General features: G+C 69.9%; 22 protein-coding genes and 3 pseudogenes. 14 read left to right on the top strand and 11 right to left on the bottom strand.

Annotated features, from left to right (window positions below):
• Positions 1 to 214: 214 nt before the first annotated feature.
• The 4 genes from ACIBVL_RS17285 to ACIBVL_RS17270 all read left to right on the top strand — a co-directional run bounded on the left by ACIBVL_RS17285 (position 215) and on the right by ACIBVL_RS17270 (position 4916).
• Positions 215 to 1480, top strand: coding sequence for an Ig-like domain-containing protein (locus ACIBVL_RS17285; protein WP_399098004.1), 1266 nt, complete (start codon positions 215 to 217; stop codon positions 1478 to 1480).
• A 156-nt stretch (positions 1481 to 1636) separates the two neighbouring features.
• On the top strand, positions 1637 to 3082 hold the full coding sequence (locus tag ACIBVL_RS17280) for an ABC transporter permease (RefSeq protein ID WP_399098003.1): 1446 nt from the start codon (positions 1637 to 1639) through the stop codon (positions 3080 to 3082).
• Between the two features lie 50 nt (positions 3083 to 3132).
• Entirely contained in the window at positions 3133 to 3819 is a 687-nt protein-coding gene (locus tag ACIBVL_RS17275) for an ABC transporter ATP-binding protein (RefSeq protein ID WP_399098002.1), read from the top strand.
• 296 nt (positions 3820 to 4115) lie between these two features.
• Positions 4116 to 4916: a group II truncated hemoglobin gene (locus tag ACIBVL_RS17270; protein WP_399098001.1), complete on the top strand. Its 801-nt coding sequence runs from the start codon at positions 4116 to 4118 to the stop codon at positions 4914 to 4916.
• A 73-nt stretch (positions 4917 to 4989) separates the two neighbouring features.
• On the opposite strand, the gene ACIBVL_RS17265 is transcribed toward ACIBVL_RS17270, so the two are convergent.
• Positions 4990 to 5472 carry a MarR family winged helix-turn-helix transcriptional regulator gene (locus tag ACIBVL_RS17265; RefSeq protein ID WP_399098000.1) on the bottom strand — a complete coding sequence of 161 codons (483 nt, stop codon included), beginning with the start codon at positions 5470 to 5472 and terminating at the stop codon, positions 4990 to 4992.
• Between the two features lie 342 nt (positions 5473 to 5814).
• Here ACIBVL_RS17265 and ACIBVL_RS17260 point away from each other — a divergent pair, with 342 nt between their 5' ends.
• Together ACIBVL_RS17260 and ACIBVL_RS17255 are read left to right on the top strand one after the other, a co-directional pair.
• Entirely contained in the window at positions 5815 to 6894 is a 1080-nt protein-coding gene (locus ACIBVL_RS17260; RefSeq protein ID WP_399098427.1) for an alkene reductase, read from the top strand.
• Positions 6895 to 7110: 216 nt separating this feature from the next.
• Positions 7111 to 8076, top strand: a complete 966-nt coding sequence (locus ACIBVL_RS17255; RefSeq protein WP_399097999.1) for a zinc-binding dehydrogenase — start codon at positions 7111 to 7113, stop codon at positions 8074 to 8076.
• 226 nt (positions 8077 to 8302) lie between these two features.
• Here the strand turns inward: ACIBVL_RS17255 and ACIBVL_RS17250 are convergent, their stop codons facing one another.
• Complete coding sequence (locus ACIBVL_RS17250; RefSeq protein WP_399097998.1) at positions 8303 to 9217, bottom strand: helix-turn-helix domain-containing protein; 915 nt, start codon at positions 9215 to 9217, stop codon at positions 8303 to 8305.
• Positions 9218 to 9388: 171 nt separating this feature from the next.
• Between ACIBVL_RS17250 and ACIBVL_RS17245 the strand changes: the two genes are divergently transcribed.
• On the top strand, positions 9389 to 10429 hold the full coding sequence (locus tag ACIBVL_RS17245) for an NAD(P)-dependent alcohol dehydrogenase (RefSeq protein ID WP_399097997.1): 1041 nt from the start codon (positions 9389 to 9391) through the stop codon (positions 10427 to 10429).
• 53 nt (positions 10430 to 10482) lie between these two features.
• Here the strand turns inward: ACIBVL_RS17245 and ACIBVL_RS17240 are convergent, their stop codons facing one another.
• Positions 10483 to 10890 carry a hypothetical protein gene (locus ACIBVL_RS17240; RefSeq protein ID WP_399097996.1) on the bottom strand — a complete coding sequence of 136 codons (408 nt, stop codon included), beginning with the start codon at positions 10888 to 10890 and terminating at the stop codon, positions 10483 to 10485.
• 174 nt (positions 10891 to 11064) lie between these two features.
• Between ACIBVL_RS17240 and ACIBVL_RS17235 the strand changes: the two genes are divergently transcribed.
• Positions 11065 to 11451, top strand: a complete 387-nt coding sequence (locus ACIBVL_RS17235; protein ID WP_399097995.1) for a VOC family protein — start codon at positions 11065 to 11067, stop codon at positions 11449 to 11451.
• Positions 11452 to 11485: 34 nt separating this feature from the next.
• Here the strand turns inward: ACIBVL_RS17235 and ACIBVL_RS17230 are convergent, their stop codons facing one another.
• The 5 genes and pseudogenes from ACIBVL_RS17230 to ACIBVL_RS17210 form a co-directional block, all read right to left on the bottom strand.
• A complete protein-coding gene (locus ACIBVL_RS17230; RefSeq protein ID WP_399097994.1) occupies positions 11486 to 12616 on the bottom strand; it encodes a serine hydrolase domain-containing protein in 1131 nt (376 codons plus the stop codon).
• A gap of 87 nt (positions 12617 to 12703) precedes the next feature.
• Entirely contained in the window at positions 12704 to 13390 is a 687-nt protein-coding gene (locus tag ACIBVL_RS17225) for a DUF4389 domain-containing protein (protein ID WP_399097993.1), read from the bottom strand.
• 166 nt (positions 13391 to 13556) lie between these two features.
• Positions 13557 to 13991 (bottom strand): hypothetical protein, encoded by a 435-nt coding sequence (locus tag ACIBVL_RS17220; protein ID WP_399097992.1) that lies wholly within the window; start codon positions 13989 to 13991, stop codon positions 13557 to 13559.
• A 166-nt stretch (positions 13992 to 14157) separates the two neighbouring features.
• Positions 14158 to 14490 (bottom strand): annotated as a pseudogene (locus ACIBVL_RS17215) (DUF4291 family protein); the annotation flags it as partial.
• Positions 14491 to 14876: 386 nt separating this feature from the next.
• On the bottom strand, positions 14877 to 15545 hold the full coding sequence (locus ACIBVL_RS17210; protein ID WP_399097991.1) for a hypothetical protein: 669 nt from the start codon (positions 15543 to 15545) through the stop codon (positions 14877 to 14879).
• A 453-nt stretch (positions 15546 to 15998) separates the two neighbouring features.
• Between ACIBVL_RS17210 and msrA the strand changes: the two genes are divergently transcribed.
• The gene (gene msrA, locus ACIBVL_RS17205; protein ID WP_399097990.1) at positions 15999 to 16511 is read left to right on the top strand and encodes a peptide-methionine (S)-S-oxide reductase MsrA; all 513 of its coding nucleotides are present in this window, start codon (positions 15999 to 16001) and stop codon (positions 16509 to 16511) included.
• A 191-nt stretch (positions 16512 to 16702) separates the two neighbouring features.
• On the opposite strand, the gene ACIBVL_RS17200 is transcribed toward msrA, so the two are convergent.
• Positions 16703 to 17821: a hypothetical protein gene (locus ACIBVL_RS17200; RefSeq protein ID WP_399097989.1), complete on the bottom strand. Its 1119-nt coding sequence runs from the start codon at positions 17819 to 17821 to the stop codon at positions 16703 to 16705.
• Between the two features lie 198 nt (positions 17822 to 18019).
• On the opposite strand from ACIBVL_RS17200, the gene ACIBVL_RS17195 reads away from it, so the two are divergent.
• Entirely contained in the window at positions 18020 to 19174 is a 1155-nt protein-coding gene (locus ACIBVL_RS17195) for a cystathionine gamma-synthase (RefSeq protein WP_399097988.1), read from the top strand.
• Between the two features lie 12 nt (positions 19175 to 19186).
• On the opposite strand, the gene ACIBVL_RS17190 is transcribed toward ACIBVL_RS17195, so the two are convergent.
• Both ACIBVL_RS17190 and ACIBVL_RS17185 read right to left on the bottom strand, forming a co-directional pair.
• Complete coding sequence (locus tag ACIBVL_RS17190; protein WP_399097987.1) at positions 19187 to 19435, bottom strand: hypothetical protein; 249 nt, start codon at positions 19433 to 19435, stop codon at positions 19187 to 19189.
• Positions 19432 to 19941: a sigma factor-like helix-turn-helix DNA-binding protein gene (locus tag ACIBVL_RS17185; protein ID WP_399097986.1), complete on the bottom strand. Its 510-nt coding sequence runs from the start codon at positions 19939 to 19941 to the stop codon at positions 19432 to 19434. Before ACIBVL_RS17185 ends, ACIBVL_RS17190 begins: the two co-directional genes overlap by 4 nt.
• 534 nt (positions 19942 to 20475) lie before the next feature.
• Here ACIBVL_RS17185 and ACIBVL_RS17180 point away from each other — a divergent pair.
• The 4 genes and pseudogenes from ACIBVL_RS17180 to ACIBVL_RS17165 all read left to right on the top strand — a co-directional run bounded on the left by ACIBVL_RS17180 (position 20476) and on the right by ACIBVL_RS17165 (position 23342).
• On the top strand, positions 20476 to 20985 hold the full coding sequence (locus ACIBVL_RS17180) for an RICIN domain-containing protein (RefSeq protein ID WP_399097985.1): 510 nt from the start codon (positions 20476 to 20478) through the stop codon (positions 20983 to 20985).
• A 138-nt stretch (positions 20986 to 21123) separates the two neighbouring features.
• Positions 21124 to 21396: pseudogene (locus tag ACIBVL_RS17175) on the top strand (transposase); the annotation flags it as partial.
• Positions 21381 to 21971 (top strand): annotated as a pseudogene (locus ACIBVL_RS17170) (DDE-type integrase/transposase/recombinase); the annotation flags it as partial. The pseudogenes ACIBVL_RS17175 and ACIBVL_RS17170, both read left to right, overlap by 16 nt.
• Positions 21972 to 22232: 261 nt before the next feature.
• Positions 22233 to 23342, top strand: a complete 1110-nt coding sequence (locus tag ACIBVL_RS17165; protein ID WP_399097984.1) for an alpha/beta hydrolase family protein — start codon at positions 22233 to 22235, stop codon at positions 23340 to 23342.
• The last annotated feature ends 5 nt before the right edge of the window (positions 23343 to 23347 follow it).

The following is a 23347-nucleotide window of genomic DNA, read 5'->3' as shown; positions in this document are numbered from 1 at the left end:
TTGGGGAAATCGTGACCCCGGGCGGCAACCGCCGACCGGGGTCACGTCGTCTCACCAGGCGCACGGACCGCAACGCACCACCGGTCCCCGCCGGGCCCGACGCCCCGTGGACGTGGTGTGCCCCACACATTCGGAGAATGTGCAACGGGACGAACCGGTCGTAGCGTTGATGGTCTTTGACGGGGACTCTCGGGGTTTCGGGAAATCGGCAACGATGGAGAAGCGTGTGATGACGGACAGTAGGCGGCGCCGAGGTCTGATGACCGCGTCCGCACTGCTCGGCGGTGTTCTGATGCTCACCGCGTGTTCCAGCGGCGACAGCAACGCCTCGGACGGCGGCGGCAACAGCTCCTCGCAGGCCAAGGCCGACGAGGCGGCGGCGAAGAAGTCCTCCGAGGCGCAGATCAAGATCACGCCCGCGGACGGCTCGAACAACGCCTCCATCAACAACTCGGCGGCCGTCACGGTGAGCAAGGGCACGCTCACCCAGGTGACGATGACCACCGCCGACGGCACGGCAGTCCAGGGCACGCTCTCCGCGGACAAGACCAGCTGGAAGCCCAGCGTCCAGCTGGAGCGCTCGACCACCTACAAGGTGACGGCCTCCGCGAAGGACTCCAAGGGCCTGGAGGCCCATGAGAACGCGTCCTTCACCACGGTCTCCCCGGACAACAGCTTCATAGGCAACTTCACGCCGGAGGACGGCTCGACCGTCGGCGTCGGCATGCCCGTGTCGATCAACTTCAACAAGGAGATCACCAACAAGGCGGCCGTCCAGAAGGGCATCACCGTCAGCACCAGCAGTGGCCAGGAGGTCGCCTGCCACTGGTTCTCCACCGTCCGCATGGACTGCCGTCCGGAGGACTACTGGAAGGAGAACTCCACCGTCACGCTGAAGCTGGCGCTCGACGGTGTCGAGGGTGCCAACGGCGTCTACGGCGTGCAGCAGAAGACGGTCACCTTCAAGATCGGCCGCAACCAGGTCTCGTACGTCGACGCCAAGACCAAGCAGATGAAGGTCACGCACAACGGCCAGACGATCAGGACCATCCCGATCTCGGCCGGCTCGCCGGAGAACAAGACGTACGAAGGCATCATGGTGATGTCGGAGAAGTTCAAGGAGACGCGCATGAACGGCGCGACCGTGGGCTTCACCGACGACGACGGCAAGGGCGAGTACGACATCAAGGACGTGCCGCACGCCATCCGCCTCACCAACTCCGGCACCTTCGTGCACGGCAACTACTGGGGCGCGAAGTCCATCTTCGGCAGTGTGAACACCAGCCACGGCTGCGTGGGTCTGTCCGACACCAAGGGTGCCAACGACACCGGCACCGCGGGCTACTGGTTCTACACCAACTCGATCATCGGTGACGTCGTGGTCGTCTCCAACACCGGCGACAAGACGGTGGCCCCGGACAACGGCCTCAACGGCTGGAACCTCAGCTGGGCCGACTGGAAGGCCGGTTCGGCGGTCTGACGCGGTTTCCGACGGTCTGACCCTCAGTCGTCGCACAGCTCTCCGGTGCCGCCCTCAGGGGCGGCACCGTCGTTTCCGGGGTCAACCACAGTCTTCTCATGCTTCTCTTATGTCTGCCTTATCCAGTCATCACGCGCTGTGCCTAGCTTGCGGCGCATGTTCTTCACCTACCTGAGGCGCGAGCTGCGCCGCCGCAGAAAAGCGGCCCTCGTCGTCGCCTCCGGCCTCGCCCTGGGCATCGCGCTGGTCATCGTCGTCTCCTCCGTGTCGGCCGGCATGGGGAAGGCCCAGGACAAGGTCCTGCAGAGTCTGTACGGCCTGGGTACGGACATGACGGTCACCAAGGCCGCCTCGCCCACCGCGAGCGCGTCGGACCGCCCCCGCTTCCAGTTCGACGCGCAGGACAACGACTCCGACGAGGAGCAGAGCACCGACCGGGTCCTGGTCCAGGGCTTCCAGACCCTGTCGACCTCGACCGTCACCAAGGTCGGCGAGCAGAGCGGGGTCTCCGACGCGGTCGGCGGGCTGAGCCTGCAGGTCATCAAGGTCAGCGGCCAGTTCACCCGCGGCCAGTTCCAGCAGAACGGCAACGGCGGCCAGCAGGGCGGCCCCGGCGGCGGCAACGGCCAGCCGCAGGGCGAGGTCCAGGGCGGTGGCGCCAACTTCGACGTCAACAACTACTCCGTCTACGGCACCGACGTCACCCAGCCCGCGCTCGGCCCGCTGACCTCTTCCAAGATCACCAGCGGCCGTGCCTTCAAGACCACGGAGACGAACGCGAAGGTCGCCGTCGTCGACTCGGCGTACGCCAAGGAGAAGAAGCTCAAGGTCGGTTCGACCGTCACCATCAAGAGCGTCAAGTTCGAGGTGATCGGCGTCGCCACCGCCGACAGCGGTGACTCCGCCGCCAACCTGTACATCCCGCTGACCCAGGCCCAGACGCTCAGCGACTCGAAGAACAAGGTCACCACGATCTACGTCAAGGCGACCGACTCGCAGAAGATCGACAGCGTCAAGTCGACGATCCAGAAGAACGTCTCCGGTACGACGGTGACGACCTCCGCCGATCTCGCGGACACCGTCTCCGGCTCGCTCTCCACGGCCTCCTCCCTCGCCACCAACGTCGGCAAGTGGCTGTCCATCGCGGTCCTCGTCGCGGCCTTCCTGGTCGCCGGTCTCCTCACCTCCTCGGCGGTCTCCCGCCGCGTCCGCGAGTTCGGCACGCTGAAGGCGCTGGGCTGGAAGTCCGGCCGGGTCACCCGGCAGGTCGTCGGCGAGGCCATGGTCAACGGCCTTCTCGGCGGCGTCCTGGGCATCGCGCTCGGCCTCGCCGGCGCCTACGCCGTGACCGCCATCAGCCCCACCCTGGAGGCCCAGCTCGGCGGCGGCGGTGGCGGCGGCCAGGGCGGCCCCGGCGGTGGCGGCGGCTTCGGCCGTGCGGCGGCCAAGACGCTCGACGTGGCGCTCACCGCGCCGGTCAGCGTCACCACGGTGGCCACGGCGGTCGGCCTCGCCGTCGCCGGCGGCCTGATCGCGGGCGCGTTCGGTGGCTGGCGGGCGTCGAGGCTCCGTCCGGCGGACGCCCTGCGCCGCGTCGAGTAGCACGGCCCCGCCGCCACGCCAAGCCACCTCACACACCCAGGAGTTGACCCATGTACGAACTCAGAGGCGTCACCAAGCGCTATACCCGGGGCAAGGACACCGTCCACGCCCTCGACGGCGTCGACCTGTCCATCGCGGACGGCGACCGACTCGTCATCCAGGGCCCCACGGGCGGCGGCAAGTCCACGCTGCTGCAGATGCTCGGCGGCCTCGACCGTCCCACCGAGGGCGAGGTCGTCCTCGACGGCACCGACCTGGCCAAGCTGTCCGAGGCCAAGCTGACCAAGGTGCGCAGCGAGAACATCGGCTTCGTCTTCCAGTCCTTCAACCTCATCCCGACGCTCACCGCGCAGGAGAACGTCGAGACCGCCCTCGTCCCGCTCGGCGTCAAGGTCAGGGAGCGGCGCGAGCGGGCCGCCGAGGCGCTGAGGTCCGTGGGTCTGGGCGAGCGCCTGGGCCATCTGCCCTCCGAGATGTCCGGCGGCCAGCAGCAGCGCGTCGCCATCGCCCGGGCGCTGGTGAAGCAGCCCAAGGTGCTGCTCGCCGACGAGCCCACCGGCAACCTCGACGAGGGCATGCGCGACGAGATCATGGACGTGCTGGAGAGCCTGTGGAAGGAGCACGGGCTGACCTTCATCATGGTCACCCACGACTCCGCGATCGCGAAGAAGGCGCCGAGGGTGGCGACGATCCGCAAGGGGAAGATCACGGTGAAGGAGAACGCGGCGTCGTCGTGACCCCGTGACGCGGCGTGAGCCGACCCCCCGGCACACTGTGGTGTGTTTCGGGGGGTTCGTGGGGAGGGTCCCGTCCTCCTCCTCACCCCCACCGCCTGGTCCCCCTTCCTCGCAGCGGTCGGCTCAGTTCCCGCGGCGCACTCCCCGGCACCGCGACCCCTTCCCCGATCAGCCCCGTCGGAGTGGCCGCGTGGAGAGGCGTACGGCGGTTCATGACCGATGGCCGTAACTGAGCGCTGAGCGAACACACCCCGGAAGAGCCGCCTCCGCCACGCCGTTCGTGCTTGCGTACCCCCATGACGGCACCCGAGACAGGCACCCCTCCCACGCCAGGCACCACGGTCGAGTACATCCGGTACCGCATCCCCGAGGAGCGGTCGGCGGAGTTCCTCGCCGCCTACACCCGCGCCCAGGTCCACCTCGCGGCCTCCGCGCACTGTGTCGACTACGAACTCGCCCGCTGCGAGGAGGACTTCGAACACTTCATCCTGCGGATCACCTGGACGTCCACGGAGGACCACCTCCAGGGGTTCCGGACGTCCGACCTGTTCCCCGCCTTCCTCGCCGAGATCCGGCCGTACGTCGGGGCCATAGAGGAGATGCGGCACTACAAGGCCACGTCGGTGCGCGGGACGGGATCCGCCGTGCCCACGCTGTTCGCGTGGGCGGGCGGCGCGGAGGCCCTCGCCCGGCTGACGGAGGTGTTCTACGCCAAGGTCGTCGAGGACGACCTGCTCGCCCCCGTCTTCGCCGGCCTCGCCCCCGAGCACGCCGAGCACGTCGCCCTCTGGCTCGCGGAGGTCTTCGGCGGACCGGAGGCCTACTCGGCGGCCCAGGGCGGCCACAGCCACATGGTCGCCAAGCACTTCGGCCTCGGCATCAGCGAGACCCAGCGGCGCCGGTGGGTCAACCTCATCCAGGACGCCGCCGACGAGGCCGGGCTGCCCACGGACGCGGAGTTCCGGTCCGCGTTCCTCGCGTACGTCGAGTGGGGGACGCGGCTCGCCGTGTACTTCTCCGGCCCGGACGCGAAGCCGCCCGCCGAGCAGCCCGTGCCGAAGTGGGGGTGGGGAGCGGCGCCGCCTTACCAGGGGTGAGCGTGATCAGCCGCCCCGCGTCCGACTCGGTGAGAACGCTGTCACCGCTGATTCGACTTGCCGGGCGAGGCGTTCAAGTGCGGCTCGGCCCGCGATCGGCTGACCGTGCTGCTGCTGTCGCGCGGGCGAGCGCGTCCTCGATGAGCTGCAGGGAGCGCAGCGCCTCGGCGTGCTGATGGGGAGTGAGGGCGCTCGTCGTCGCGTCTTCGAGTTCGGACCAGAACTCTTCGACCTGTGAGCGCAGCGCCTGGCTGGCGGAGGTCGGTTCGATGATGGTCGCGCGTCTGTCCTGAGGGCAGGGACGGCGGCGGACGAAGCCGGCCTTCTCCAGGCGCTTGACGCTGCGGGTCATTGTGGCGGCGTCGGAGTCGAGCAGATCTACGAGGTCGGTCTGCCGCTGAGGGCCGCGTTCCCACAGGTGCATCATGATCAACTCCTGGCCGAGATGGAGGCCGAGTGGACGCAGAAGCTGTCCACCGATCATGCGGTGCAGGCGGGCGACGCGGAAGATGGCATGGCTGACGGGTCCCGCTTGGGCGGCGACGGGTACCGGCACCGAGGAGGCGGTCGGTGTCGTCGGGGCCGGCTGACTGCTCTGCCCTTCCCCGTCCGGACTCGGGCTCACCACGAGGCTCCTCTCCGACAGTACTGAGCCGGACAGTTATCCGGGCTTGTCTTGCGCCGTGCTCATTGAGGATAGCGCGTCGCTGCGCCATGTCGCGCCCCGAGAATTCTCACATTTCGGCACATGGGCTGGGGTATGTACGGCGGGTGGCTGGCTCACGCGGCAGCACGGGAAGCCACGGCATGATTTAGTTGTTCGGACAGGCAATGATGTGGCGATGGTGTGCATCGAAAGTGGGCCTCCGGCCGGGCGGCCCTGACCGGAGGGAAGATGATGACGACCGCGTTCGATCCGATCGAGCTGGGCGGCAAGCGTCTGGCCAACCGCATCGTGATGGCGCCGATGACCCGAAGCCGGGCCTACGGGCCGGGGGCCAGTGCGACGGAACTGATGGCGACCTACTACGCCCAGCGCTCAAGCGCTGGGCTGATCATCACCGAAGGCGTTCAGCCGTCGGTGATCGGTCAGGGCTACCCCGGTACTCCGGGCCTGCACTCCGCCGAGCAGGTCGCCGCGTGGCGTCAGGTGACCGACGCGGTTCACCGCGAAGGCGGAGTGATCTTCGCGCAGTTGCTGCACACCGGCCGCATCGGCCACCCCGGCCTGCTGCCCGCGGGCCTGGTGCCGGTGGCGCCCTCCGCCGTCGCGGCGAAGGGGCGGACATACACCCATCAGGGCCTTCAGGACTTCGTCACTCCACAGGAGTTGAATGACGAGGAGATCGTGCAGACGATCGCCGACTTCGCCGGCGCGGCGCGCAACGCCATCGCCGCCGGGTTCGACGGGGTGGAGCTCCATGGGGCGAACGGCTACCTGATCCACCAGTTCCTCGCCCCCAACACCAACCAGCGCACCGACCGATGGGGAGGCGACCCCACCGGCCGGGCGCGTTTCGCCGTCGAGGTCACCCGCGCCGTCGCCGACGCCATTGGCGCGCACCGGACCGGCGTCCGCTTCTCCCCCGGGTCCCCCTTCAACGACATCGACGAGACGGACCAGGCCAACCTGGCGGAGACCTACACAACCGTGGCGGCCGCTCTCGCCCCACTGGGCCTGGCCTACCTGCACATACTCGAAGGCCCCGACCAGAGCCTGACGGGGGTCCTGCGCAAGGACTGGCCCGGCACGTTCATCCTCAACCCCTTCACCTCCCCCGAGCCCACCGACCACCGTTCCCTGAGCCTGATCGAGGACGGCGCCGCGGACATGCTCGCCTTCGGCGCACTGTTTGTGGCCAACCCCGACCTGCCCCGTCGCCTCGCATCCGGCGGCCCCTACAACGAACCCGACCACGCCACGTATTACGGCGGCGACGAGCACGGCTACACCGACTACCCCTCCCTTCCCGCCTGACCGCCCGTGGCGCGGCGCCCCGGCTCACCCGTGCGCGCCCCGTCCCGTCCACTCCTCACCTGAGGGGCTGATCGCGACCACCGTCGCTGCCCCCAACCGCGCCCCCAGTTGAACGCAGACGCCGCCCTGATCACGGACGCCGTCGACCAGCCAGACCGTCCTCTCCCTTGGGGCGGGCTGTCGCCCTTCTGACCGGAACAGCGAAAGGAAAGACTGATGCGAGTCGTGCAGGTCACTGAGTTCGGCGGACCCGAGGTGCTGTCCGTGGTGGAGGTGCCAGAACCCGAACCCGGCCCCGACCAGGTGATCGTCGCTCTGGCGTTCGCCGACGTCCTCTTCCTCGACGCCCTGATCCGCAGCGGGGGATGGGCAACCCGGCACTTCGACCGCACTCCGCCCTTCGTGCCCGGCACCGGCGGCGCCGGGACCGTGATCGCGGTCGGAACCGGCGTCGACCGCGCCTGGTTGGGACGCCGGGTCCTGGCCGCCGCCGAGACCGGCTACGCCGAACAGATCACCGTCCCCGTGGGACAGCTCCTGCCCATCCCTGACGAGGTCGACGACCAGACCGCGGCGGCCCTCCTGCACGACGGCGCGACCGCGGCCGCCCTGGACCGGCTCGGCAAACCGACGAACGGCCAGTGGGTACTGGTCACCGCCGCCGCGGGAGGAGCCGGCTCACAGTTGGTTCAGCTGGCCGCGCAAGCCGGAGCCCGGGTGATCGCGGCGGCGTCCACCGGTGACAAACGAGCCTTCGCCGAGAAGATGGGCGCCGAGATCACCATCGACTACACCCGGCCCGGATGGGACGAGCAGGTACGCACCGTGACCGGCGGCGGAGTCCGCCTGGCCTACGACGGCGCCGGCGGCGGACTCGCGACAGCCACGCTGTCCACGGTCATCGACGGTGGCCGACTCATCACCTACGGCACCACGAACGGCTTCGCCTCCCTCGACCGCGACGACATCACCCGCCGCCGCATCGACATCGTCACCCCCGTGGCCTCGGGCGCACTCACCGACGAGCACCTGCCCAACGCCGCGCGGGCCCTGGCGCTCGGCGCCGAGGGACGACTGCGCCCGGCGGTCAGCGCGGTATACCGCCTGGAGCACGCAGCCGACGCCCACCGCGACCTCGAAGCACGCAAGCTGACGGGCAAGGCCCTGCTGGCGATCACCTGACGGGCGCACGCTCGCTCCGCACAACGCGGCGGCGCCGGCGGCCAGATCGGAGCCGAGGCCGGCGAAGAGGGAGGCTGCGGCGACCACGAGGCGCCTGCCCGGTAGTTCGGCCAGCCTCCCCCCGATTCAATTGCTCCTGACCACCGTTGGCGATCTCGCGTCGCTTTCACGCGTCTGAGCCCATGGCGACAGCAGCCGCGTGGTCCGCAAGTGCGAGGACGGGTTTTCAGGCGGGCGGCGGCGGAGAACCGGCCCCCGCACGCGTCGCGTCGGCGCCCCAGCTCGCCAGCAGCCGCAGCGCCTCCGCCGAAGCCGAGCCCGGTTCCGCGTGGTAGGTCACCATCGTCTGCTCGCCGTCGCCCGACAGCCTGAAGCCCTCGAAGTTCAGGGAGAGGTCGCCGACCAGCGGATGGCGCAGGCTCTTCACGCCGTAGTCCTTCTCCTTCACGTCATGCGTGGCCCACAGACGCCGGAAGTCCTCGCTCTTGACGGAGAGTTCGCCGACGAGGGCGGACAGCCGCGGGTCGTCGGGGTAGCAGCCGGCGTCCATGCGCAGGGCGCAGACGATGTCGATGGCCTTCTGCTCCCAGTCGACGAAGAGGTCACGGTACTCGGGCTTCAGGAACACCAGCCGTGCCCAGTTCCGCTCCGCGGCCGGCAACTCCGCCCAGTCGCCGAAGACCGCGGCCGCCATCCGGTTCCAGGCGAGGATCTCCGTGCGCCGCCCGACGACGTACGCGGGCACACCGTCCATCGTGTCCAGCAGCTGTCGCAGGGCCACCCGCACCTGCTGCGGGCGGGCCGTCTGCTTCTTCTTGTGCTTCGGTTTCGCCAGGTGGGTGAGGTGCGCGTGCTCCGCGTCCGAGAGCCTCAGCGCCCGCGCGATCGAGTCCAGGACCTCCGCCGACACATTCCGCCCGTTGCCCTGCTCCAGGCGCGTGTAGTACGCCACCGACACCCCGGCCAGCTGGGCGAGCTCCTCGCGCCGCAGCCCCGGCACCCGCCGGTGCCGGCCGAAGTCCGGCAGGCCGACGTCCTCCGGCTTCAGCCGGGCCCGCCGGGTACGCAGGAACTCACTCAGCTCGGCCCGCCGGTCCAGGGGCGCGCCGGAGGCCTCGGGCGGATCGGTCGTGGAGTCCATGCATCCAGTATTCATGGTCCTACGACCACGATCCTGACCCCGCCAGTAGTAGGCACGGCAGACGTACGCAGAAGTGTGACCTGGGTGAATCCGGGGACAGCGGGCACACTGGACTCCGTGCCCGGCCGGAAGGCAGGCCGGGACGACGCCCCCCGCTAGGAGATCCCCGGCATGACCACCGTTGCCGCGTACGCCGCACCCGCCGCCAAGGCTCCGTTGGAGCGCACGACGATCGAACGCCGTCCGGTCGGAGAGTTCGACGTCCTGATCGACATCAAGTTCGCCGGAATCTGTCACTCCGACATCCACCAGGCCACGGAGGGCTGGGGCGAGGCGATCTTCCCCATGGTGCCGGGCCACGAGATCGCCGGCATAGTCTCCGAGGTCGGCCCCGGCGTCACCAAGTACGCCGTCGGCGACCGCGTCGGCGTCGGCTGCCTCGTCGACTCCTGCCGTGAGTGCGACAACTGCAAGGCCGGCCTGGAGCAGTACTGCACCGGCGGCAGCGTCGGGACGTACAACGCGATCGGCAAGGACGGCGAGCCCACCTATGGCGGCTACTCGGAGAAGATCGTCGTCGACGAGAACTACGTCGTCCGGATCCCCGACGGCCTCGCCCTGGACGTCGCCGCGCCGCTGCTGTGCGCCGGCATCACCACGTACTCCCCGCTGAAGCACTGGAACGCGGGCCCCGGCAAGAAGGTCGCGATCCTCGGCATGGGCGGCCTCGGCCACATGGGCGTCAAGATCGCCCACGCGCTCGGCGCCGAGGTGACGGTCCTGTCCCAGTCGCTGCGCAAGAAGGACGACGGTCTCAAGCTGGGCGCCGACCACTACTACGCGACCAGCGACGAGAAGACCTTCGAGGACCTGAAGGGAACCTTCGACCTCATCCTCTCCACGGTCTCGGCCCCGCTGAACCTGGACGCGTTCCTCTCCCTCCTCAGGACGGACGGCGCGTTCGTGAACGTCGGCGCTCCGGAGGAGCCCGTCAAGCTCAACCTGTTCTCGGTGATCGGCGGCCGCAAGACCCTCGCCGGATCCGGCATCGGCGGCATCCAGGAGACCCAGGAGATGCTGGACTTCTGCGCGGAGCACGGACTCGGCGCCGAGATCGAGCTGATCAGCGCGGCGGAGGTCAACGACGCGTACGAGCGGGTGCTCTCGAGCGACGTGCGGTACCGCTTCGTGATCGACGCGGCGACGATCTGACGACCGTCCCGCCCGTGCGCAGGGCCCTCGGCGTACGCGCCGGGGGCCCGTCCTCATCCCAGGCAGTCGAAGGGCCCGTCCGGCGACGGCTGGTACAGCGACCAGAGGATCAGGCCCTGGAGGACGAGCAGCAGCAGGGCGGCCGGCAGCACCATCCCCGCCATCTGCACCGGCCCCCGCGGATGCCGCGGCCGCAGCAGCCGCCGCCCGGCGAGCGCCACCGCGGCGAGCGTGGCGAAGAGTCCGGCGTACGCCGTCGCGTACATGGCCCAGCCGTTCACCAGGTCCCGGCAGGCGGCCAGTTCGGCCTGGGCGTGCCGGTCCTCCACCACGTCGAAGCCGTACGCCAGCAGCACTCCGAGCGCGAGCAGGACGACGGACGAGGACGCGATGCCCCAGCCCTCGGTCTTGGTGTCGGTGGTCGCGCCGGTGCGCAGCTCCGGGAGCGTGTCGGTACTCATGCCCATCAGGATGTGCGCGAGGGGCCTCCGGGTTCCCGCCCCAGCAGCAACAGCAGATACGGCCCGCGGACCAGCGCCGTCAGCGCGCCCCGACGGGGGCGGACGGTCATGCTCATCCGGGTCGGCCTCCTTGACCGGTGCCGGGAGTATGTTGAGTAGGAGGGAGGCCCAGCGATGACTGTCCAGCTGAACCACACGATCGTCGCCGCCCACGACAAGCGGGCCTCGGCCCGGTTCCTCGCCGACATCCTCGGCCTGGAAGTGAGCGAGCCCTACGGCCCCTTCGTCCCGGTCGCGATCCCCAACGGCGTGACCCTCGACTACCTGGACACCGACGGGGACATCACCCCGCAGCACTACGCGTTCCTGGTCTCCGAGGACGACTTCGACACGATCTTCGGCCGTGTCCGGGAGGCCGGGCTGACCTACTGGGCCGATCCCTTCCACCGCCGGCCGGGCGAGATCAACCACAACGACGGCGGCCGGGGAGCGTACTTCGACGACCCCGACGGCCACCGCCTGGAGATCCTCACCCGGCCCTATGGGAGCGGGGGCGACTGAGCCCGCCGAACCCCGCCGGTTGCCGGTTCGTGGCTCAGGCCCGCAGACCCTTGAGCCCGTCGTAGGCGGACATCACCATCTCCAACCCCCTGGTGTCCCCCGAGGGTTCACGCATCTGGTTCGTCACGTACGCCACCGTCATGCGCGCCTCGGGCTCGATCATGACCAGCGAGCCGCCCCAGCCGCCCCAGCCGTAGGTGCTGCCGAACAGCCCGTAGCCCAGACCCCAGCGGACCGGCATGCCCAGGACACGGTCCTCGCCGTTGAACTGCTCCTCCCACGCACGCGCACAGCCCGCCTGCGACAGCAGCCGAGTCCCGCCCACGGATCCTCCGCAGGCCATCACCGACTGGACGAGGGCGACCGAGCGGGCGTTGCCGAATCCGCCGGCCGCGGGGATCTGCGCCCGCCGCCAGGCCACGCTGTTCCCGTCCCGGACCCGGAACGCGGTCGCGGTCCCGTCCCCGTCTCCGGTGCCCGCCGCCGGGGCCGCCGCCTGGCCGGGTGCGCTCGCGGTGTAGTCCTCGTCCCGGCCCGGTGGCGGGACCGTCGGCGCCACCCTGTGGTCGTGCTCGGCCGACAGCCCGAGGTGGAAGTCCGCCCCGAGCGGCCCGGCGACCTCGTCGGCGAAGAACTCGCCCGGACCGCGACCGGTGATCCGCCGTATGACCTCACCGACGAGAAACCCCTGGGTGAGCGAGTGGTACCCGGCCGCGGTGCCCGGCTCCCACTGCGGCGCCTGCCCGGCCAGCCGAGCCGTGGCGGCCGGCCAGTCGTAGAGCTCTGTCACCGGCCCGTTCCAGTCGGGCAGGCCCGCGGTGTGCCCCAGGAGGTGCCGCACCAGGACCCCCTCCTTGCCGGCCGCGGCGAACTCGGGCCAGTACCGGGCGACGGGCGCGTCCGGATCGAGCTCGCCCCGGTCGGCCAGTATCAGCGCGCACAGCGCCGTCATCGTCTTCGTGACGGAGAAGACGTTGACGATCGTGTCCCGCTCCCAGGGCACCGTCCGCTCCGGGTCGGCGAACCCGCCCCAGACGTCCACCACCGGCTCACCGTCGACGAACACCGCCACCGAGCCGCCCACGTCCCCGTCGTCCAGCAACTCGGCCAGCGCACTGGGCACCGCCGTGAACAGATCGTCGTACGAGCCCTGAATGTCAGCCATGCACGGTATTACCCCGCACCCGCAACCGGAGAGCAACCGAATTCCGGGGGCGGGCCCGGCGTGCGGACCGCCGGCCGTACCGGGCCGCTACCGTCCGGAACCGCCGGCCGAGGTCTTGGTCAGCGGGGAGGCCTGCCCGCCCATGTCGAGACGGAACGGCGGATATTCATCGGTCATCAACGCGGCATAGGCCGCCACCCGCGCGGCCCAGCGAGCCAGACCGAGCAGGAAATCGAAGAGGTGAACCGGATACCGGGCGGTGACCGCCAGGATGATCACGGCGACGAGGGAGAGGAAGGGAATCAGGCCACCGCCGTGCCAGCTGTCGTCCCCCCAGCCCCAGGCCCAGTCGCCGAAGAACATCCCGACGACGATGTACTGCGGGATCGCCAGCAGCCACCACTTCACCAGGACGAGCCCACGGGAAAGACGCTCGGGATAGACGACGTCGAAATGCGCCGGGTAGTCGGATACCTCCGCGAGGGTGAACGGCGGATAGCGGTCGGTGCCGAGCACGGTGTGCGCGTAGTAGCCGACACGCCAGTTCCAGCGCATCACGCCGACATTGAAGTCGAAGAGGGAGCGGGGGTACCGGCCGGTGAACAGGATGGCGAAGAACGCGACGACCGTCGCGACGGAGAACGCGATCCACAGGAAGAACAGCACGATGTAGTGCGGAATGGCGAGGAGCCACTTCACCAACCACAGCCATCTGGACAACCGGGGATCGAGGAACGCCTCGATACGCACGGGTGACACGGTGACCGGAATCATGTGGGCCGCCCCTTTCCGAGCGCGATCATGAATTCAGGCTCGCACGGGAGGGGAATGGCCGCGACCTGGGCCACGGGGGGCGCGCCGGACGGCCCTCGGCGGATCGCTGCCGTCGACGCCGGCGCACGGCCCTGCCCCCGACTCGGCTCCCGCCGGATCCGGCCGGTCAGTCCACCAGGGGCAAGGCGGCCGCAATCTTGTTCCGCTCCTTGCGGCCGACCAGCGGGAAGATGATCCTCAGGCCCTGCTCGCTGTCCGCCGACGAGACGACGAAGGACGAGTTGAGCACCCGCTCCTTGATCGCCGAGCGGACGAGGCCGGCACGCGGGATCGTCATCAGGTGCTCTTCCGGCCGGGCGAACGTCGGGTTCGCCCGGAAGATGAAGATGCGGCGGTCGGTCATCGCCAAGTACATGGGGGTCGGCACCGGGATCACGGCCATTCCACCGCCGCTGAGGATCGCCGAGGCCGCCGCGAACGCCGACGTCCTGCGCACGGTGACGGAACTCAGATTCACGATGGTCGTCACTTCGACCTGCTCCCCGGGCTCGAGCATGGGCTCGACGGCGGCCAAGAGAAGCCGGCGGCGCTTTCCGTTCACGGGGACACTCCTGAAAGATCGACTGCGAACCGTACGGGACTGTCCCGTACGACGTGCGTGATCAGGTATCCCATGAGATGCCCGGGACACATGGGCCCACAGCGCGGAGCGGGGCCCCGCGGGGGCTTGAGAGTTCGGTTGTGCGGCAGCCCGTCATCCTTGCAGGGTGAGCAAGAAGCTCGTCTTCGACGGGACAAGGGCGTTCCTGGGGCAGCAGGCGAGCGGCGGAGTCCAGGTCTCCCCTGCTGACGAGGGCGTGGATCTCGTGGGTGAGTGGGGTGACGTCGCGGATGGCGACCGTCCACTCGTCCGCGTAGCGCCGTGCGGCCTCACCGGAGAGGCCGAGTCCTAGGGACCGGTACGGCAGGGGGTGGAGGTGCAGGTGCCGCTCGGAGTCCCACTGCACGCGGGTGGCTGCGCGCTTCTACTGGCGCTGCCAGGCGGCGCGATCGGGGCGCGCCCCGCGGACATGGTTCGACAGACAGGCCTGGCGCAGGGCAGAGTCTCCTCGGCCGCAGGCAGCTGAGCGCGGACCTGCTCGGCGTCGAGAAGGAAGTCCGCGAACCAGCCCGGCAGTCGCGTCGGGGCCCAGGGCGTCCTTGTGGTCAGGCACCGCGCCGACGATCCACACACCTGTGAGCCGATCCCCAGGAGTCCGCCGAACAGCGTGTACACGATGCGCCGCCAGGATTCGGGCGTCGGCAGCACAGAGGCGGTGAGGAACCTTTCCCTTGTCTCCCGCTGGTATCCGGAAAGCCTCTGTTCAAGGTCCGGCCGCTCGACTCAGGCCTCCTTCTTCGTCCCTTTCATCACGCAACCATGATCCACGCTTCCGCGGGTTCACCCAAGGGGACTGATTGTGCAGTCCGATTTGATCAGGTTTGATCAGGCTTCGGTGCTGCCGAAGAGGGTGTCGGCCGGCCCGCGTGTCCACAGGGAAAGGTCGCTGCTCGTCGCCACGGCGATGGTCTGTCCGGAGGGCGAGAAGCCGGCTGTGCGGAATGTGGAGTAGTTCGAGTGGAAGATGTGCCACCACTGCTCTCCGTGCGGACCCGCGTGGGGCAACCCACCGTCGCGGGACAGCAGGACACGCTCGTTCGGCCAGGCCGGGGTGACGACCTCCAGGGTCCAGCCGTCCGCGGTGGTGGTGTGCAGCCCCCCGCCGAAAAGCCCCGCGATGCGCACGCGGCTTCCGGCGATCGGCCCCAGTCCGGGGCACGAAAGGTCGGCAACCGCGTCGGGGGTGCTGTCCTCGGGGCCGGGGTCGCGGTCCCTGGCGATCTTCTCCCCGGTGACGGCATCGAAGAGACCGTGACCGTCGTGGGAGACGACCATCACCAAGTCGTGGCCGCTGGCGGGATGCGTCGCGAAGCCGATTCCGAGCAGTCCGCCGACAGGAACGCCGTATGCGTACTCGAAGACGGGCTGCCAGGGTTCAGGAGCGGGCACCACGGGGGCCGCGAGAAGCCGGTTCCGCATCGCCTGCTGGTACACCGAGAGCTCGGGCTCACGCTCCGACTGCTCGACCGGAGCCGCCTTCCTCGTCCACTTCATCACGGCTCCATGATCCACGCTACGGCGGGTTCCCCAACGGAGTCGATGATGCAGGCCAGCGCTCAAGCACATGCTCTTGCAGTCTGTGAACGCGGCTTGATGACCCACGTCATCCTGTGGAGTCGGCCGGTTCAGGCGGCCACCGGTTTTCCCCTTCACCACGTAGGGCGTCGGTCAAGACGTCCCCGAGTTCGACTCGAACGGGCCCTCGGACTCTCCGGGTGAGGCCACCGGCGCGGGGCGGGCCCAGGCCGGTGCGCTCCCCGCGGTGGTCTCGGTGGCAGGTGGCAGGTGGCAGGTGGCAGGTGGCAGGGGGTCGGGCGGCCGCGGGCGGGTTGGACGGGCACGGAATCGCTTGGAGCCCTCGCGCGTTGAGCACAGTGGCTAGGGGATGCCGGTGGTGTGCGAGCCGAGTAGACCGAGTGAGCGAGCTGACAGAGATGGGAGGCCGTAATGGCTGCGCAGACGCAGAGGGCCGTGCTGGCCGGCGGATGCTTCTGGGGGATGGAGGAGCTGATCCGCAGGCTCCCGGGCGTGACGGCGACTCGGGTCGGATACACGGGGGGTGACGTGCCGAACGCGACGTACCACAACCATGGCACGCACGCGGAGGCCATTGAGATCCTCTTCGACCCCGAGAAGACCGACTTCCGCACGATCCTGGAGTTCTTCTTCCAGATCCACGACCCGAGCACCAAGAACCGTCAGGGCAACGACATCGGCCTCAGCTACCGCTCGGCGATCTACTACGTGGATGACGAGCAGAAGCGGATCGCCGAGGACACCATCGCGGATGTGGACGCGTCCGGACTGTGGCCCGGCAAGGTCGTCACCGAGGTGGAGCCGGTCGGCCCCTTCTGGGAGGCCGAGCCCGAGCACCAGGACTACCTGCAGCGTTACCCGGACGGCTACACCTGTCACTTCCCGCGCCCGGGATGGCGGCTGCCCGCCCGCGCGCAGGGCTGACCACGAGGCGGCCCGGCAGAAGACGGAGGCCGCGCCGGGCGAGGCTCCGCCGACGCTCTCCCCGTCTTCGTCGTACGACAAGGCGTCGTGGGGCGAAAACGAAGACGGCTGTCGGCTGCGGCTCAGCCGGCGGCCGTGGCGACCAGCCGGCCGCCGTGGCGGCGCCGGTGGGACGAGACGCCCCCCGCTGCTCAGTGCGGGAGTGTCGCCGGGCTGCCGCCATTCGCCTCGTAGCCCGCCACCGCCAGCGCCCGGTACACCGCGAACTCGCCGGCCGGGTCCGCGGAGAGGGTCCAGGGCAGGGCGCCGACGTGACCGTCGACGTGTATGAGCTGGTTCATGGCCTCCGCCCAGCGCTCGCTCCGCACCAGGAAGAAGACGAGCAGATGGCGCACGTGCGCCAGCATCGGGTCGTCGGGACGGGCCGCGTGCACCGCGAAAAGGGCGCCGTGGATCGCCTTCGTCACGACCTCGCTCTGGTAGAAGCTGCTGACCAGGTTCACCTCGGGAAGGTGCTCGAAGACCGCGAAGAGCGGCATCGCCGCGAGGAGCGAGCCCCGTGGGGCCCGGGCCGCGGCCGCCTCCGCGAACGAGTTGGCCAGCTCGCGCGAGCCGTGCCACTTCTCGCACCAGTAGTGCAGGGCAGCCAGATGCGCTCCCATGTGTGCCGGGGCGCGGTCAAGGATCTTCAGCCAGAGCTGCTCGAACTCCTTCTGCGAGTAGTTCAGCCCGCGCGCCACCGACAGCTCGACGATGTACGGCACCGGGTCACCGGGGGAGAGCAGCGCCGCCTGGCCACAGGCGTCCTTGGCCTCCTCCATGATGATCCGGAAGTCGTCCGTGCCCGGCGTGGACGTCCGCCACGCCTGCTGGACCAGGAACTCGGCGTGCACCGCCGCACCGCCGGCGTCCTTGGGCGCCTCCACCCGCCACACCCGCAGCCACTGCCCGCCCGGCGCCTCACTGACACCACCCGGCCGCTGCTGCAACTCCAGCGCCGCCGCGCCGGCGAAGGCCTGCACGCGCTGCCAGCGCAGCTCGCCCTCGATCTCCGTACCGGCCAGCAGCTGCTGGGCCGCCCGGTAGTCCTGCGTGTGCTGCACCACGTCCAGGACGTCCAGCAGGTCCTGGTCGGGTCCGGGCATGCGGATGTCCAGCTCCTCGGTGCGTACGAAGCCGTAGTTCGCCGGGTCCGCGGCGTCCGGGTGGCCTTCCGGCACCTGCTCGATCATCCCGCGCCTGCGCCGCAGGAACGGCAGCACCACGAAGCTGAGCATGATCAGCGCCATCAGGACCCAGAGAATCTCCATGCCTCAAGCGAACCAGACCGCGCCGACAATTGGCCAACCCCGCCCCCACCACCTGTGGAAAAAGTCCCTTCCGACCCCCGCAGCCTGTGGAAAACGCCCCCTCCGGCCGCACACAGCACCACGCCGGACCCCGGAGCGCGGCGGGCGGCCGGGCAGCAGTCCCGCAGCAATCCCGCGAGCGCACTACGCTCGATGCCCATGAGCGACAGGCACATCAGTCAGCATTTCGAGACCCTGGCGATCCACGCGGGCAACACCGCCGATCCCCTCACCGGCGCGGTCGTCCCGCCGATCTACCAGGTCTCGACCTACAAGCAGGACGGCGTCGGCGGCCTGCGCGGCGGCTACGAGTACAGCCGCAGCGCCAACCCGACCCGCACCGCCCTGGAGGAGAACCTCGCCGCCCTCGAGGGCGGCCGCCGAGGCCTCGCGTTCGCTTCCGGACTGGCGGCCGAGGACTGCCTGTTGCGTACGCTGCTCAGCCCCGGCGACCACGTGGTCATCCCCAACGACGCGTACGGCGGCACCTTCCGCCTCTTCGCCAAGGTCGTCGCCCGCTGGGGCGTGGAGTGGTCGGTCGCCGACACCAGCGACCCGGCCGCCGTACGGGCCGCGATCACCCCGAAGACCAAGGCCGTGTGGGTGGAGACGCCCTCCAACCCGCTGCTCGGCATCACCGACATCGCCGCCGTCGCCGAGGTCGCCCGGGACGCGGGCGCGAAGCTCGTCGTCGACAACACCTTCGCCACGCCGTACCTGCAGCAGCCGCTGTCGCTCGGCGCGGACGTCGTCGTGCACTCGCTGACCAAGTACATGGGCGGCCACTCCGACGTCGTCGGCGGTGCGCTGATCGTCAGCGACCGGGAGCTGGGCGAGGAACTGGCGTACCACCAGAACGCGATGGGCGCGGTCGCCGGGCCCTTCGACTCCTGGCTGGTGCTGCGCGGCACCAAGACGCTGTCGGTGCGCATGGACCGGCACAGCGAGAACGCCACGAAGGTCGCCGACATGCTGACCCGGCACGCGCGCGTGACGAGCGTCCTGTACCCGGGCCTGCCCGAGCACCCCGGTCACGAGGTGGCCGCCAAGCAGATGCGGTCCTTCGGCGGCATGATCTCCTTCCGGGTCGCCGGCGGCGAGGAAGCGGCCGTCGAGGTCTGCAACCGCGCCCAGGTGTTCACGCTCGGGGAGTCCCTCGGCGGCGTCGAGTCCCTCATCGAGCACCCCGGCCGCATGACGCACGCCTCCGCTGCGGGCTCGGCCCTGGAGGTCCCCGCCGACCTGGTCCGGCTCTCGGTGGGCATCGAGAACGTCGACGACCTGCTGGAGGACCTGCAGCAGGCCCTCGGGTAGCCCTTCAGGGCTTCACCAGCCAGTGAGCGGTGGGGTCGTCTCCGACGGCGGCTCCACCCAGGGGCGGGTCGTGACCGCCCAGACGGTGAACACCACGGTCGCCGCGAACAGCAGCAGCCACAGCAGCCGCAGAGCGGTCGTACGGCGCCGCAGGATGCGGCTGCCGCGACGGACGGCGTCCGCGTGGAGTTCCGCCGGTACGTGCGGCGTGGTCCGCTCCATCATCTGCCGTACGACGGCCTCCCGCTCGGTCCGGTTCACGATGCCGCCGCCTTCGCCCGCAGACGCGCGGGAGCCGTGCCGTGCGGCGGCCGCAGGAGGGCCGCCGTCGCGCGGTCGCAGATCAGGTGGACGCGTTCCGCGGGCAGCCCGAGCAGCGCCGCCACCTGTTCCTCGGCGACACCCTCGTAGAGCCTCAGGACCAGGACGAGCCGCTGCTGCGGGGAGAGCACGGCCAGCGGGCCGGCGGGACGCGTGCGGGCACGTCCGAACGGCAGCCCGGCGTACGGGTGCCATGTCCCGCGCGCGAAGCGGACGGCCAGACACTCACGGGCGTGGTTGTACGGGTCCTCGCCCCGCAGTCGGCCCCAGCACGCGTACGTGTGCGCGAGGGCGCGGGTCAGAAGGCGCCGCGCGCGCGGGTTGTCGTCCGGGGCCTCCGCCGTCAGCAGCGTGGCGGCCTGCAGCAGCCGTCCGCCCGCGCCGGCCACGAACGCCTCGAACTCCCGGGCCCGGCCGGCCTCCTGGACCGTACGCCTCTCTCGCACAGCGAGCCTCCCGCCTGACGGCGACCCCCTGGGAACGGATCCCGGCTACCGGTCTCATATGAGGCCAGGGGCGGCCTCCCGGTCAAGAGTCACGCACGCCCGCCGGGAAATCGCCCCACGCGCGGGTGCGCCCCGGCCCCTAGGACAGCAGACTCACCCTCACGGCCTTCGTCTTGATCGGTGCACCTTGGTCGGAGCACAGGATCAGACCAAGGCGCCCGCCCCCACGTCCGGCGAATCCCCAGGTGAGCGACCCAGTTCGAGCCGTCGTTCGAGGCCGGAAGAAACAGAACAAGCTTAAAGCTTCGATTCTGAGTTGTTCAGGAGGAGAGGGCCGCCGAGCCGCACGCGCCCGTTCGTACGAATCCGTACATGGAGCGGTACGCGCAGGATTAGACCTCGTCCACGGGTGTGAACCAGAAACGGATCCTCGTCGTAGCGGTAGGTGGCCTCACCGAGCCGAAGACCCGGCGTCAACACGCGATCAACGGTGCTCGCTCGGTCCACTCAAGTTGCAGAGCAGGAGAGAACCTGGTGAAGAAGCCCTTGAGGAAGATCCTGGCCGGTTTGACCGGTGTACTGGCTGTGGCCGGTTTGACCGTCGCCAACGCTCCCAGTGCGCAGGCGGCACCCCAGTCCACCGTGGCAGCCCAGGGCATTGTGTGGGAGATCTGGAACAACTACAACGGCCTGTTTCTCGATGCCGACTCCGGCCGCAACGTTTACACGTACCCCAGGAACAACGGCACCGGCCAGCTTTGGGCCGAGCGCGCCGGAGACCGCCGATCCAACGTGGCAACCGGAGAGTGCCTCAACCAGTCATCGTGGGGCGGGGACGTCGGGACGTACCCCTGCTCGACCCTTGACACCGAGAAGTGGGTCCATGAGTCGCACCCCGGCGGCGTAGTGATCAGGCTCCGGGGTTTCCCTTACTGCCTGTCGTCGGGCGATAAGCCCGGCCCTGTCCCGGGCTCCCGGCTCGTCACCACGGAGGTCTGCGCCCCCGACAAGAAGCAGCTCTGGTCGGTTCGCGCGGTTTTCTGAGCTTGTTTTTTCTTCCGGCCTCGAACGACGGCTCGAACTGGGTCGCTCACCTGGGGATTCGCCGGACGTGGGGGCGGGCGCCTTGGTCTGATCCTGTGCTCCGACCAAGGTGCACCGATCAAGACGAAGGCCGTGAGGGTGAGTCTGCTGTCTGACGCTGTCCGGAGGGAAGCGTTCGCGGAAGCGTCACGCTTCCGGGGCGAGTTCTACGAGTGTCTGACCGCCCGGCGCGATGAGTTGTTCGAGCTGGTGGACGCGGTGCTGTGCGCGGAGCGGGCGGTGAGGTCCCCGGTCGACCTGACGCTGCTGCCCGAGCACCGACGTGGGCACGGAGCGATGTACGGCGGCCTGAACCACGGCCGGATCGACATGGACCGGCTGCGGACTGTCCTGGCCGGGCTGGCCCCGCCCGCCTCGGCCCGGTCCTGGGCCTGCCCGCCTCCACCGTGCACCGCATCCTCACCCGCCACGGCCTGAACCGGCTTGCGCACCTGGACAGGCCCACCGGACAAGTCATCCGCCGCTACGAACGCGACCGGCCCGGCGAACTCCTCCACGTCGACGTCAAGAAACTCGGCCGCATCCCCGACGGCGGCGGCCACAAGGTCCTTGGCCGACAAGCGGGCCGGGCCACCCGCAGCGCGATGGGCTTCGACTACATCCACTCCGCCGTCGACGACCACAGCCGTCTCGCCTACAGCGAGATCCACGCCGACGAGAAAGCCGCCACCTGCGCAGCCTTTCTCCGCCGGGCCGCAGCCTTCTTCCACACCACGGGCATCACCCGCATCGAGCGGGTCCTGACCGACAACGCTTGGCCCTACCGCAAGAGCTTCGCCTGGCAGCAGGCACTCGCCGACCTCGGCGCGAGCCGAAAGCTCACCCGCGCCTACCGGCCGCAGACCAACGGCAAGGTCGAACGCTTCAACCGCACCCTGCTTGACGAGTGGGCCTACCTCAAGCCCTACACCAGCACGGCGCCTCGCCGCGTTGTCGGGATCGCCCGCGTACGGCCCGGTACGCGGACGACCCTCCGCCTTGCGATGCACCGCACCAGACGCCGCGGGCCCCGCCCTCCGGGCGGACGACGCCACTTTCGAAACACGCCCTAGCCTCCGGCGCGGACGGACGCGACGAACGCTCCCCAGGCGGCCCGGTGAACGACGTTCACCGGGCCGCCTGGGGTCCCGCGCCCGGAGCGCGAATCGAATTCCAACCGACGTACCCCCTGCGGCGTCTCCGTACATGTGAAGCACATCAAGCGCAGGAAGCACACGGGGCACAGGAAGCTCAGGACGCGTGGCTCGCTGACGGGCGCGGCCGCCCTGGTCGCCGCCCTGCTGCTGGGGGCGGCCCTGAGCGGCACGGACGGTGCGGTCGCCGCGGGCAGCGGTGCCGCGTCCGCCGTGACCGAGTCCTACGACCTGGGGGACTCGGCGTTCACCGACCCGGAGACGGGCACGGTCAGCGAGGTGCGCGCGGTCGTCCACCGCCCCGCGCGCGTGAGCGGCCGGCTGCCGCTGGTGGTGCTGTCGCACGGCTCCTGGTACGCCTGCACCGACCCCTCGGCCGAGGCCTGGCCCTGCGACAAGGGAAGGCCGTACCCCAGCTACCGGGGCTACGAGTACCTGGCGGAGAGCCTCGCCGAACGAGGTTTCGTCGTCGTGTCGCTGAGCGCGGACGGCATCAACATGACGTCGTTCGACTACGGGGACCGCGCCCGGCTGATCAACGAACACCTGCGGCTGTGGCAGCGGCTGGCGCAGGGCGGCGGGGCCCTCGCCAAGCGGCTCCCCGCGCTGCGCGGACACGTGGACATGCGGCGCGTCGGGACCCTCGGGCACTCCCGGGGCGGCAAGGCGGTGATGTGGCAGGCGTCGGACAAGCACCGCGGCGAGGTTCCCGCCGGTGTCCGGGTCGGGGCCGTCCTGGCGCTGGCGCCGGTGAAGTTCGACGACCCGGAGGGGGACGACAGCGACACGCTCGTCACACGGACGCCGGTCGCCGTGGTGACCTCCGGCTGCGACGGTGCCGTCGGGGAGAAGGGCCAGGAGTACCTGGACGACGCCGAGGGGCGCACCGAGGAGCCGGCGTACTCCGTCTCGCTGCGCGACGCGAACCACAACTACTTCAACACGCGGTGGACCCCGCCGGCCTCGCTGGGCGAGGACGACAGCACCTGCCCCGACCGCGAACTGGCCCCCGCGACCCAGCAGAACGCGCTCACCGCGTACGCCACCGCGTTCTTCGAGAAGTACCTCGAGGGTGACAGCGGCGGCGAGGGCGTCCTCACCGGAAAGCGCGCCCTGCCGGGGGTGGCGTCGACCACGCGTGTGGTCGAGCCGGTGGCCCGCTGAGGGCG

Source organism: Streptomyces sp. NPDC049687, assembly GCF_044465285.1.
GTDB lineage: Bacteria > Actinomycetota > Actinomycetes > Streptomycetales > Streptomycetaceae > Streptomyces.
The sequence above is the reverse complement of the archived record's forward strand: the minus strand, read 5'-3'. Positions and strand labels throughout refer to the sequence as shown.